This is a genomic window from Streptomyces sp. NPDC002144 (genome assembly GCF_053593695.1).
This window is the reverse complement of the sequence record NZ_JBSFDB010000041.1, coordinates 34528-47276: the sequence shown is the minus strand read 5'-3', so window position 1 is coordinate 47276 and position 12749 is coordinate 34528. Positions and strand designations below refer to the sequence as shown.

The following is a 12749-nucleotide window of genomic DNA, read 5'->3' as shown; positions in this document are numbered from 1 at the left end:
ATCACCGACAGAGCCGAATTGGCTGACCGTCGACAGGAGTGGGGGCCGCGCTCCCGGCCAGGGCGCGGCCCGTCGCCTCACACGGTTCGCAACGGCTACACCCAGCCGCGTTGAGAAGCCCGCATCCCCAGCTGGAACCGGCTCGCCGCTCCCAGCCGTTCCTGCAACTCGCTGACCCGCCGCCGCACGGTCCGCAGACTCACCCCCAGATGGCGAGCCACCGCCTCGTCCTTCATTCCGGCCGCCAGCAGCCGGGTCAACGTCCTCTCGCTCTCGGAGAGTTCACTGTCGCCGGCCGCCTGGCCCAGTGGAGTCGCCTGCTGCCAGGCCAGCTCGAAGAGCTTCTGCAGGGCCTCGGTCACCGCCGAGTGCCACACCACGACGGCACAGTAGCCGCCGGCCGCGGTGGCGGTCAGCGGCAGCAGCGCCCGGCAGCCGTCGACCACCAGCAGCTTGAGCGGCACGGTCGGCAATACCCGTGCCTGTTCGCCGAGTGCGACCATCCTCAAGGCGCGGGACAGGACCTTCGGATCCTCCAGGCCGGTGGCCGCGTAGATCCCGCGGGAGACGATGCCGCGGCTGAGCAGATCGGCCTGGAGATCCACCTGCGGAGCAGGCGGGGCGAGATACGGCGGTGTGTCGAAAAGGCACACCTCGTGTTCCGCGCGCGCGTACATCTCCTCCAGGCGTGCCGCGATGGCGCCCTCGCCGGAGGCCACTTCGACCAGCCGGGAGGGCTCCTCGCGCAGCAGCCCCGCCTCGTACGCGGTCGCCATCTCCTCGGCGGTGGAGGCCAGCAGTTCGGACTCCGTCTCGCGCCGTCGGATCAGAGCGCGGATCGCCACCCGAGGGTCGACCGCCCGTAACCCGCCCATGGAGTCCGGTGGTTGCAGCAGCCCGACCTGGAGGAGCCGGTTGCAGGCCTCGCGGACGCGGGCCGGGGAGGCGCCGGTCAGCAGCGCCCAGCCGGCCGCGCCGGCGTCGGGCTGGTTGAGGATGGCCTTGTACAGCAGTTCGTCGAACGCGGAGACCCCCACCGCGGCCCAGGGGCTCGGGGCAGGGGTCTCCTCCCTAGCCGTGTCGTGTGCCGTGTTCACCATGGCCCGGCACGGTAGACGATCTTTGTTAAGGATTTTCGCAACGTTTGACTGCGGTCGTCTACTTCAGGCCGAACGCCCGTACGATCGTCTGGTCGACGATGTTGCCGCCCGCGTCGGCGGCCCGCACGCGCAGCGACACGAACCGGGCGGCCTTCTTCGGGTGCTTCAGCTCCGCCTCGCCGTGCTTGACCTTCACCTCCTTCCAGGAGGCACCGTCGTCGTACGAGACCCAGGCCTTCAGGGAAGTGGCGGTGACGCCGCCGGACTGGTTCCGGACGGAGAGATGGAGCTTCGACGTGTGGCCGGCCTCAGCACGGTTGAGAGGGCTGAGCCCGGTCACGTCGTAGTCGACCGAGAGCAGTCCGAGCGCCGTCTGTTGGTCCGTGTGCGCCGAGGCGAAGGACCATTCGGTGTGGGTGGCGGTGGAGTACGCCGCCCAGTCGGCCTTGCGCTGTGCGTCGAGCACGAGGCGGTACGAGGACTTCGCCGCCGGGACGGTGAAGGTGCCGTAGCCGCCGAGCGCGGTGTCGCCGACCAGTTGCCCGTCCGCGTACAGCTTGCCCTTCGCGGTGTCCAGGACGTTGTCCACGGATCCATAGTGGCCCGGCGTGGAATCGCTCAACTCCGGTACGCGGAAGGTGAGTTTGTCGCCGGTGCGCTGGGAGAGGCCGTACTGCTGAGCGGTCGCCGGGCGGACGACCTGGCCCAGCCAGTCCTCGGCGGGCTGCTTGCCCGCCTTGTCGAAGGTCCGCAGGGGACCCCACTGAGGCCGGTTCGCCTGCCAGTTGGGATAGACGGCATGCCAGATCCGGCTGTCGGAGACGTTGTAGTACTCGGTGCGCTCGGTGGCGAGCTGCACATTGGTGGTGGTCGCGATGTCGGTCTTCTGCCAGGGGCGGTACCAGTACACGGCGTCCTTGCCGACGTCACCGGCCTGGGCCCCGCGGTAGCGAACCTTCTGCTTCACGGTGTTGGAGCTGTCCAGGTTGTATGTCTGGTTGGCTGAGACGGCTCCGACCTGCGGGAACATCACGTTGTACACATACGGACTGACCGGAGTGCCGGCCAGCTTCAGCTTGACCTTCTTCCCGCTCTTGAGCAGTGTCCCGAGCTTCGCGCCGTCCTCGCCGGTCGCGACCATCAGAGGGATGGTCGTGCTCTTCGCCCAGGCGATCCAGTACCCGGGCGTCTCGCGGTAGGCGAGGACGTAACCGGCCCCGGCCGCGGTTGCGTTGGCCAGTGCCTCGTCCGGCGCCCCATTGGCGCCCACCCGGACGACCGCCACCTTGCCCTTGACGTCGAGTCCCGCGAAGTCGGCCGCTGTTCCGGTGCCCGCGTCCACCGCGCGCACCGTGTGGTCGCCGCTGATCTTCACCGGGAGACCGCTGTCGGTCTGCGCGTAATCAAGGGGCAGGGCGTAATTCTCCGGGCCGGTGACTCTCGCCGTCAGCTCCTTGGCGTAGAGACGGAACTTCGGGGAGAACTCGAACGTGCCCTGGGTGACCTTCTCGGTGGGCGCCACATAGACGTGGTCGGTCCACCACCCCTGGCTGTAGACCACCCCGAAGTCGGTGCCGGGGCCTTCCCGGTGCCAGCTGGTGGTGAAGCCCTGGAACTCGGAGTCCTCCTTGGTCTTCGGCTTGATCTCCACCGCCTTGCGGGCGTCGAGCACGACCTCGGTGTCCTTGTCGACCTTGATCTCCGGATCACCGACGACCGAGGTGGTGGCCTCGAGTCCGGCCGCGTCCCGCTGCGAGATCCAGGACGCCGTGGAGTACGTACCCGCCGGCACCTTGAAGGTGTAAGTATTGCCGATGAACCCGTAGGTGTCCGGGTAGGCGCCGTTCAGTTCCTGCAGCACGAAGATCGACGACCAGGTGGTCGGCTTGCCGTCGCGGCCCAGCAGCGACACCTTCAGGTCGTAGGTCTTCGGCAGCTTCTCGAAGCCGACGGCCGTGGTGACGAGGACGCCGTCGGCGCTGGCGGTGATGTGGCCGGAGTACCGGCCCGTCGCCGCCTTCGCCGGGTCGACCGTGACGGCGACGGTGGCGGTGCCCTTCGCCGGGACGGTGACCGTGTCCGCGTTCAGTGTGGCGACGCGAAGCGACGAGGACACCTTCAACTCCACCGCTTTGTCCGTGGTGTTGGTGTACGTGATGTCCTTGTCGGCGGCCGCGGTGTCGGTCTCCTCGTACTTGCCGAAGCTCAGTGTCGGGGTCGCGAAGACGCCCTGATTGACGGCTCGAACGGCGTCGACCCGGCCGTCGCCCTGTTCGAAGACGTCGGCGTCCGGCATGGTCTTCGCCGTGGTCGCCAGCGCCTGCTTGATCTGCTGGCCCGTCCAGTCGGGGTGGGCCTGCGCGACCAGCGCCGCGGCGCCCGCGACATGCGGGGTCGCCATCGACGTACCGCTCGCCGTCGCGTAGTAGTCGTCGACCGGCGTGCTGCCGGCCATGCTGGTGCCCGCGGCGCGGGCCGCGGTGATTCCCACGCCCGGCGCGGTGATCTCCGGCTTGACCGCGTAGTCGCCGGCGCGCGGACCGCGGCTGGAGAACGAGGCCAGCTTGTCGGACTTGTCCACGGCGCCCACTGTCAGCGCGGAGTCGGCGATGCCCGGGGTGCCGACGGTCTGCTCGGACGGCCCGGAGTTGCCCGCCGCGATCACGAAGAGGGTGCCGGTGGAGGCGGACAGCTCGTCGACGGTCTCGCTCAGGATGTCCGAGGAACCGGTGGCGTCACCGCCGAGCGACATCGACACGATCTTCGCGCCGGATGTGGCCGCCCACTCCATGCCCGCGATGATCCAGGAGTCCTGGCCCTGGCCGGTGTTGTCGAGCACCTTGCCCACGAAGAGGTCAGCGCCCGGTGCCACGCCCTTGCGCCTGCCGTCCGAGGCCGCGCCCGAGCCGACGATCGTGGACGCCACATGGGTGCCGTGACCATGGCCGTCCTGCACGGTCTCGTCGGGTACGAAGCTCTGCGTCTTGGCGATCTTCCCCGCCAGATCCGGGTGTCCGGTGTCCACGCCGGTGTCCAGGACCGCGACATCGACGCCCTTGCCGTCGTAGCCCGCCTTCCACACCTCGGGCGCGCCGATCTGCGGCACGCTGACGTCGAGGGACGCCTGTACCTTGCCGTCGAGCCAGATCTTGTCGATGCCGTCGCCGAGCTGCCTTGCGGCCTTGGAGGTCGGTTCGGTGCCGAGTGCGGGGGCGATGTCGCTCCAGAAGGCGGTCGACTTCTTCGCGCTCAGCGCGGCCCCGTCTATCGCGGGCAGCTTGAGCGTCCGGCGAGCGCCGTCGGGAGTCGCGCTGCCGCTCGTGTACGTCGCGATCACCGGGGTGGTCCCGGTCTTGGAGTCCGCGTACCCCTGCTTCACGAGCTGGGTGACGTTGAACAGGGCCGGGTCGAGACGGCCCGCCTTCACCAGTGGGATCGCGTCCACCGGCATGACACTGACCTCGCCGTCGCGCTCCGTCGACAGAAAGGTGGCGGCCGCACGGCCCTTGCCGCGCTCGATGTCGACGGCGGACTTGCCGTCGGGCCCGGTGGTGACCGAAACCGTGTCGCCCGTGATGAGGGTGACGGTCTGGGTGTCAGTGTGTGGTGCCTGTGTGGTGCCCGGCTGGTCGAGCGGAGACGCGGGACCGGCCGCCGCAGGCGTGACCGCCCCGGCGAGCAGCCCGGCAGCTCCTGCCACGGCCCAAAGGGCGTGGAGTCTTCGCATGTGTGGACGTCCTCCCCTGAACGCTGAAACGCCTCCGCCCTTGGAGCGGAAGCCAGTACTCAGAGTGGGTGCCGCGTGCAAAGCGACTCAAGGAATTGCTGTGGCCGGGGAGTGCCAATGCCTTTCTCGGCCACGAGGGTTGACGGGGCGACAGGGCGTCGGTGGGGCTCGTCCTGTGAGGGTGACGCGGTGCGTGACGCCGAAGGTGGTCCCGGTCCACGGGGCGTTCGCCGACTCCTCCAGCTGGAACGGCGAGATCAGCTACCTGCGGGGGCACCGCTACCAGGCTCGTCGTGCCTGGTTCGTCGCCGTGCTCCTGAGCTCGCTCTTCGCCGTAATCCGCGGCTTCCGCTACGGCGGCCTCGCCGTCCTTCGGCACTGGACGATCCGCGCGGTCCTGGGCTTACCGGGGCTACACCCCCTACCCCTACCGGAGCTTCCTGCACCGCGCCGAAAGGCACGTCCTGTTCCTGCGAACCGACAGCGGGTTCTTCTTCCCCCACCGTCTGCTCCAGCTGAACGTGAACAGCACACAGGGCGTACTGATGTCCCGCCTAGTGCCGGATGAGGCGGCTGCGTGATCACCGCTGGACATGTGTGAGTAGAGTGCAGGCAACTCAGTCAGCATCCAAGCGTCTACTCGTCCACGGCGTCCAGCCTGCCCATCGTGTTCGAGCTGGCCGTCGACCGTGCCACGCCCGGCCGGGCCTCCGTCGTCGCTCTGGTGGTGAACATCTGACGGGAGTCCCTCGAGCGGGCCTACGACGATGACGGCACCGAGATCGACCACTACCCGCCGACGGGCTGCGCGCAGACCGCTGCCTTCCTGCGCGCACGGGGCATGGAGTTCGCCGAACTCGCCCGCGACTCCGACCCTAACGTGCGCCTGGCCGCGATCCCCGGGCTGGGGCCGTTCCTTGCCTGCTGCGCTGGAGATCGCCTCACTCCAAGCCCAGGCGCGACAGGAACAACGCCGAGTGCAGGCTCACGATCGCCTGGGCGCTGACGCAGCGGCCCGTCGGCAGGCTGGTCTGGATGAGTGGCGGGAAGACCTGCCACGACACGATCGCGAGCCTCCCGGGCTGAGGAACCGTGGGCGGGGCTTGCGGGGTCGTGCGCGGGCTTGCCGTCAGGCTCGGGCCTTGCTCGTCACGCGTTGGCCTGCTGGCCCGCGCGCGTGGTGTCCCGGCCCTCGGGCCGGAGGCGGTTCAGCAGGTCGGTCCTGCCGGTGGCTGTGAGGCCGATCCGGGTGGCGCGGTCGAGATCGATCAGGCCGTTGACCAGTCCGAGGACGGCGCGCGGCGGCCCTTCGAGGAGGAGGTCCGGATCCGCGACGCGGCCGAGCCGGGTGTGTACCCGGCCGTCGCCCAGTTCGACGACGGCCGACTCGCCGTCGGCGACGAGCTGGATGACTGCCGCAGGGGCGTCGGGGTCGGCGTCGGTGGTGAACCACTGAGGGGCGTAGGCCAGCCACCGCGCTTGGAACGCGTCGTCGGGCCGCTCCTCGGCCATGAACCGCAGCCCCCACAGCCCGAGCGCCTTGAGTACCGGCTCCAGCGCCCTGCCGGTCTCGCTCAGCGTGTAGAGGGTGGTCGCGATCGGCGGTGGCGCGTCCTCGCGTGTGATCAGCCCGGCCTCTTCGAGCTCCTTGAGGCGGGTGGACAGGAGGTTCGTCGCGATGCCGGGCAGCCCCTTCTTGAGGTCCGTGAACCGGCACGAGCCCTGCAGGAGCAGCTCGCGCGCGATCAGCAGCGTCCAGCGATCCCCCACGACGTCGAGTCCACGGGCTATCGAGCAGTACTGACCATAACTCCGCATGCACTGAGGGTACGCCAGCGAGCATCGATTCAATCAGTCGGTAGAAAAAATCAATCAGTCGTGCCTATTATTCAACCATGCGTACGACATCCAAGCCTCTTCTGCTCGTCGCCCTCCTGCTGGCCTCGTTCCTGATCAACCTCGACACCACCCTGGTGAACGTCGCTCTGCCGACGCTGACCCGGGAGCTGGGCGCCTCGAACGCGCAGTTGCAGTGGGTCGTGGACGCGTACAACCTCGTCTTCGCCGCGCTGCTGCTGACGTCGGGAAGCCTGTCGGACCGGTTCGGCCGCAAGGGCATGCTCATGGCCGGTCTGCTGGTCTTCGGCCTCGCGAGTTTCGCCGGCGGCTTCGCCGGCTCCCCGGCGGCGCTGATCGCTGCCCGGGCCGTGATGGGCCTGGGCGCCGCCATGACGTTCCCGGCCACGCTCGCCCTGCTCACCGGTGTCTTCACCAGCCGCAAGGAACGCGCCCTGTCCATCGGCCTGTGGGGTGCGACGGCGGGCATCGCCATCGCGCTCGGGCCGATCGTGGGCGGCTTCCTGCTGGAGCACCACAGCTGGTCGAGCATCTTCTACGTGCTCGGCCCGGTGTCCGCGGTGGTCATCACGCTGGTGGCGGTGTGCGTCCCCAGGTCCCGGAACCCGGTCCCTCACCGCCTGGACTACCCGGGCCTGCTCCTGTCCGGCGCCTTCATGGGGCTGCTCGTCTACACCATCATCGAGGCCCCGAACCGCGGCTGGTCCTCGCCGGCCTCGCTCGCGGGCTTCGCCGGCGCCCTCGCGCTGCTGATCGGATTCGTCGTCGGCGAGCGCAGGGCCGCGGAACCGATGCTCGACGTGCGGCTCTTCAAGGACATGCGCTTCAGCGCCGCCAGCCTCTCGGTCACCGTCGCGTTCTTCACGCTGCTCGGATTCATCTTCCTGATCACGCAGTTCTTCCAGTTCGTCCGCGCGTACAGCCCGCTGTCCGCAGGCGTCCATCTGCTCCCGGTGGCGGCCTCCGTCGCGATCGGATCGACCCTCGGCACGCGGCTGGCGGTCCGCATCGGTACCAAGGCGGTCGTCACGGCCGGACTGGTGCTCCAGGCGGTCTTCTACTTCTGGGTCGCGAGCGACATCTCCCCGACGCTCAGCTACGGGGTCATCGCCGTGCAGATGGTCGTGTACGGCCTGGGCATGGGCCTGACCTCCGCGCCGGCGACCGAATCCATCATGGGAGCCGTCGCGGCCGACCAGGCCGGCGTCGGGTCCGCCGTCAACGACTCCACGCGCCTGCTCGGCGGAACCCTCGGAGTCGCCGTCATCGGCAGCGTCTACGCCACGCTCTATGATTCGCGGCTCGACAGCGCCCTCCCCGCGGCGCTCTCTCCACAACAGGCCGATCTCGCCCACCAGTCGGTCGGCGCGGCCTCCGGGCTCTCCGGGCAGCTCGCCGCGCACGGCCAGCCGGCCCTGGCCGAAGCCGTCCGCCAGGCCGCCGTCGGCGCATTCGACCACGGCCTCAGCATCGGGTGCGTCGTCGCGGGCCTCGTCGCCCTCGCCGGAGCATTGCTGGCGGCCGCCTTCCTTCCGGCCCAGCCGCCGCAGCAGCCGGGTGCCGAGGGCCCATCGGGGCCTCGGACCGACGACAAGGCTCCGCGATCCGCAGCCGGTGTGAGCCCGTCCGTGTGACCCGTCCCCGCCGACCTCAGTGCAGGTCACACCTATTTTGAGATGGCCTTCACCATCCGGTCTGAAGGCCGGAGCACTGGCCAAGATCAAGGTAGCCGGTGATACGACACCTTGACTGCGGCCATGACGACGTCTCGCCGATGCATGCCTGGGGGATGGGCAGTTGGGCCGGTTCTCCGGCACAGTGAACCTGCTCGGTCGAGGGGGAATCATGGCGGAGGACGAAGTACGGATGACGGAGCCTGGTCTGTTCGACCTGGATGCCGTCGTGGTCGGGCAGCCGAAGCGCTCGCGGTGGCGCAGATACCTGGGCCCCGCCCTGGCCGTGTCCACCCGGGAGGGAACCACGCTCGCCTGGGTCACGTGCACCGACGACACGCACTACGTCCTCACTCACACGTCCGGCGAGGTCATCGTCCGCATCGAGCAGTACGGGCCGGCTGAGTTCCGTTTCACCGACGCCGCGCACCGGGAGATCGGCCACGCAGACGCCCCCGGACTCTTCAAGTCCCTACAGCTCAAGCTCCGGACGGACCAGGGACGCCACCTCTTCCTCACCCGGCCCGGGCTGCCGTACACCCAATGGCATCTCACCGAGACCGCCCCGGAGGGAGTGCCCACGCAGGGGCTTCTCGGTCGGGTCTCGGTGAGCACCATCGACCCGTGGATCGGATTGCAGCAGTACGTCGTCGACATGGACCCCCGCCTGGGGGCAGGTGATCGGCGGACCGTCGTCGCCGCCGTCATCTGTCTGCACCTGCTGCGCCGGCCTCCGGGTGACAGCGCCGCGCCAGGCTGACTGGAGGGTGGCTGCGGCGCCCGGGGACTTTGGTCGGAGCACCTGGGCGAGCTCGTTCGGGAGGGGAGTCGAAAAGAGGCGCCTGCGTCCGGGCGTTGACAGCCCTGACGCAGGCTGGTGGGGAGGTGGCGACGGCTCAGTCGGCGTGTGCCGGCGTGTGCAGCACTCTGGCGTGTCCGACCCGGCGGGTTGGACCGGTGAGCCGGATGGCGCCGCTCCACCGGATGTCGGTGCTGGAGGCGCCGAGTTGTACGGTGATTTCCCCCGGTTCGACGATGCGGTGGAGGTCGGGGCCGGTGTAGGCGAGGCGGTCGGCATGCAGGCGGAAGACGACCCTGCGTTCTTCGGCAGGCGCCAGATGGACTCGCATGAAGCCGGTCAACTGGGTCACGGGGCGCGGTAGTTGGGCGACCGGATCCGCGGTGTAGAGCTGGACCACTTCGGAGCCGGGGAGGTCACCGGTGTTTCGGACCAGGCAACTGATCTCGACCTCGCCGTCGGTCGCGATCTCCTCGGCGCTCACGCCGAACCCGTCGTAGGCGAACGTCGTGTAGGACCGTCCGTGCCCGAAGGGGTAGGCGGGGGTGGGGTCGAGGTTGCTCACGCCCTGGGTGTTGCCGCCGAGCGGGGCGTGCAGGTAGGTGCCGGGCTGGCCCCCTGCCGTACGCGGGACCTGCACCGGCAACTTGCCCGAGGGGTTGATCCGTCCGCAGAGCACTCCGGCGAGGGCGGGACCGCCTTCCTCGCCGGGGAAGAATGCCTGGACGATGGCGGCCGCGCGGTCGGCGTAGGCACCCAGCGCGTACGGGCGGCCGGAGACGACGAGCAGGACGACCGGCGTGCCGGTGGCCAGCAGGGCCTCGACCAGTTCGCCTTGGACGCCCGGCAGGGAGAGGTCCTCCGCGTCGCAGCCCTCACCGGAGGTGCCGAGGCCGAAGAGGGCGGCGCGGTCGCCGACGACGGCGATGCAGACGTCGGCCTGCCGGGCCGCGTCGACGGCCGGGTCGATGCCGCCGCGGTCGATCTCCTTGACGGGGCAGCCCTGTTCGTACGCGATGCGAGTGCCGGGCAGTTCCGTGGTGAGGGCGTCCAGCAGGGTGCGGGCCTCGATGCCGTTGTCGTGGCCGGGGTGGTGGGGCAGGACGTGGTTGGGGAAGGAGTAGCAGCCGAAGAAGGCGTTGGCGTCGTCGGCGCACGGGCCGATGAGGGCGATGGATCGGGTGTCCGCGGCCAGGGGGAGGCGTCCTTCGCGGTTGTCCAGCAGGACGATGCTCTGCTCGGCCAGTTCGCGGGCGATGGCCCGGTGCGCGGGCGGGTCGAGGTCGATGGGATCGTCGCCGGTCACCTCCGGGGCGAAGTCGGCGTCGAGCAGCCCGAGTTCGACCTTCTGGCGCAGCACGCGCCGCACCGCCCGGTCGACCAGCGCCTCGGAGACGCTTCCCTCGCGGACGAGGTGGGCGAGGGGTTCGCCGTAGCAGAGGGTGTCGGGCAGTTCCACGTCGATGCCGGCGGTGAGCGCTCGGGCGCCGGCCTCGCCCTCGGTGGCGGCGATGCGGTGCATGGTGCGCAGGAAGGCGACGGACCAGTAGTCGGAGACGACCGTGCCCTCGAAACCCCAGTCCTCGCGCAGCAGCTGGGTCAGCAGGCCGGGGTCGGCGCCGGCCGGCATGCCGTCGACGTCGGCGTACGAGTTCATGACCGAACGGGCGCCGCCCTCCCGTATCGCCGTCTCGAACGGCGGCAGGATCACATCGGCGAATTCGCGCGGGCCCATGGAGACGGGGGCGTGGTTGCGGGCGGCCTTCGAGGCCGAGTAGCCGGCGAAGTGCTTGAGGGTGGCGATGATGCCGGCGCTCTCCAGACCGCTGACGTAGGCCGTGCCGGTCGTCGCGACGAGGTACGGGTCCTCGCCCAGGGTCTCCTCGACGCGGCCCCAGCGGTAGTCGCGTACGACGTCGAGGACGGGGGAGAGGCCCTGGTGGACGCCGACCCGGCGCATGCTCGTGCCGATGGCGTTGGCCATGCGTTCGACGAGGCCGGGATTGAAGGTCGCGGCCCAGGCCAGCGGGGTGGGGAAGACGCTGGCGCGGTGCGTGGTGAAGCCGGTCAGGCACTCTTCGTGTGCGATGGCGGGGATGCCGAGCCTGGTGGTGTCCATCAACTCGCGTTGCAGGGAGGCGAGTTGGTGCGCCCCTTTGGCCGGCTCGACAGGCTTGGTGCCGAACGGGCGGGTGAGGTGGCCGAGTCCGTCCTTGCTGGCCTGTCCAAAGTCGGTGTGGCGGGTGAAGACGTCCTGCATGGGGGCGACGTTGCCGCTGACCCGTTCGACGCCGGGCCAGGCGCTGCCGAGCTGGGCGAGCTTCTCCTCCAGGGTCATCTCCGAGAGCAGGGCCTCGACCCTCTCGTCATGCGGGCAGGCCGGATCGGCCCAAGGTGTGGTCATGGTGCGTTCCTCGGGGTGGTGAGCGCGGGGGATTCAGGAGTAGGCGGCTCAGGGGAGCCGGGATTCAGGACTGCGCGGGCGGTGGGGCGGTGGAGCCACGGACCACCAGCTGGGTGGCCAGCTCGACGCGGTGGCTGTCCAGGGGCTCGCCGGCGGCGAGGCGGAGCAGCGTGCGCAGGGCGGCCCGGCCGATCTCGGCGAACGGTTGCCGCACGGTGGTCAGGGGAGGGGCGGAGGTGCCGGCCGCGGCGGTGTCGTCGAAGCCGACGACACTCACGTCGTCCGGTACTCGCAGTCCGTTGACCCGGGCGGCCTCGATGACGCCGAACGCCTCCAGGTCGTTGCCGGCGAAGACGGCGGTGGGCGGCTCGTCGAGGGCGAAGAGCTCCAGGGCGGCCTGGTAGGCGGGTTCGAACCGGAAGGCTCCCCGCTTGATGAGCCGGGGGTCGGGCGTGATGCCGACACCGCTGAGCGCGGCCTGGTAGCCGTGCAGGCGGGCGGTGTTGCAGACGGCGTCGTGCCGGCCCTCGATCATCGCGATCCGGCGGTGGCCGAGCTTGAGCAGGTGCTCGGTGGCCGCCATGCCGCCGCTGAAGTTGGTCGCGCCGATGCTCGGCACGCCCTCGTCCGGCACGTTCATCGGGTCGATGAGGACGAGCGGAATGCCGTGCTGGGCGAACTGTGCCCTTTGCTGGACGGTCAGTTCGGACGTGACCAGGATGACGCCCTCCCGGGCGGCGTTGGTGACCTTCCGGGCCCAGGCGGCACCGAGGGGATCCTGGGGCGCCGTGCCGATGACGACGTCGACCCCGGCCTCTGCCGCGGCCTCCGTGACTCCCTGCGTGATCACCAGGTTGTTGGGGTTGACGAGCTCGTCGAAGGTCAGGTCGACCGTGCGCACCGGGGACTGTGCGCCGCCCGGCCCCCGGGCCACGTAGTCGTGTTCCAGCAGCAGCCGCTCGACGCGTGCCCGGGTCTCGGGCGAGACGTCACTGCGGCCGTTGACCACCTTGGAGACGGTGGCCACGGAGACGCCGGCCGCTTCGGCGATGCCGGTCAGTGTCGTCCGCTCGACGGCTCTCTTCGCCATGGTGGTCCTTTCGCTGCTTTACGGGGACGGTAGCGCAAGCTTTCGCGCCGTTCCAAGGGTTCCCGGCAAGGAAAACTGCGCGTTCCTGACCCCTTGACC

Annotated in this window: 8 protein-coding genes; 2 read left to right on the top strand and 6 right to left on the bottom strand. The window is 69.8% G+C overall.

Features of this window, described 5'->3' with window-relative positions:
* Positions 1-95 precede the first annotated feature (95 nt).
* From ACWCQ1_RS40200 to ACWCQ1_RS40185, 4 genes are all read right to left on the bottom strand, one after another.
* Positions 96-1100: a response regulator transcription factor gene (locus ACWCQ1_RS40200; protein WP_451028635.1), complete on the bottom strand. Its 1005-nt coding sequence runs from the start codon at positions 1098-1100 to the stop codon at positions 96-98.
* Positions 1101-1158: 58 nt separating this feature from the next.
* Positions 1159-4800 carry a S8 family peptidase gene (locus tag ACWCQ1_RS40195; RefSeq protein WP_451028634.1) on the bottom strand — a complete coding sequence of 1214 codons (3642 nt, stop codon included), beginning with the start codon at positions 4798-4800 and terminating at the stop codon, positions 1159-1161.
* Between the two features lie 968 nt (positions 4801-5768).
* Positions 5769-5891 carry a hypothetical protein gene (locus ACWCQ1_RS40190; RefSeq protein ID WP_451028633.1) on the bottom strand — a complete coding sequence of 41 codons (123 nt, stop codon included), beginning with the start codon at positions 5889-5891 and terminating at the stop codon, positions 5769-5771.
* Between the two features lie 85 nt (positions 5892-5976).
* Complete coding sequence (locus ACWCQ1_RS40185) at positions 5977-6645, bottom strand: winged helix-turn-helix transcriptional regulator (RefSeq protein WP_358607059.1); 669 nt, start codon at positions 6643-6645, stop codon at positions 5977-5979.
* Between the two features lie 77 nt (positions 6646-6722).
* On the opposite strand from ACWCQ1_RS40185, the gene ACWCQ1_RS40180 reads away from it, so the two are divergent.
* Together ACWCQ1_RS40180 and ACWCQ1_RS40175 are read left to right on the top strand one after the other, a co-directional pair.
* A complete protein-coding gene (locus ACWCQ1_RS40180) occupies positions 6723-8318 on the top strand; it encodes a DHA2 family efflux MFS transporter permease subunit (protein WP_451028632.1) in 1596 nt (531 codons plus the stop codon).
* 211 nt (positions 8319-8529) lie between these two features.
* On the top strand, positions 8530-9117 hold the full coding sequence (locus ACWCQ1_RS40175; RefSeq protein ID WP_451028631.1) for a hypothetical protein: 588 nt from the start codon (positions 8530-8532) through the stop codon (positions 9115-9117).
* Between the two features lie 136 nt (positions 9118-9253).
* Here ACWCQ1_RS40175 and ACWCQ1_RS40170 read toward each other — a convergent pair whose 3' ends face one another.
* Together ACWCQ1_RS40170 and ACWCQ1_RS40165 are read right to left on the bottom strand one after the other, a co-directional pair.
* Entirely contained in the window at positions 9254-11560 is a 2307-nt protein-coding gene (locus tag ACWCQ1_RS40170) for a beta-xylosidase/alpha-l-arabinosidase (RefSeq protein WP_451028630.1), read from the bottom strand.
* Positions 11561-11624: 64 nt separating this feature from the next.
* Positions 11625-12650 carry a LacI family DNA-binding transcriptional regulator gene (locus ACWCQ1_RS40165; protein ID WP_451028629.1) on the bottom strand — a complete coding sequence of 342 codons (1026 nt, stop codon included), beginning with the start codon at positions 12648-12650 and terminating at the stop codon, positions 11625-11627.
* Positions 12651-12749: the final 99 nt, after the last annotated feature.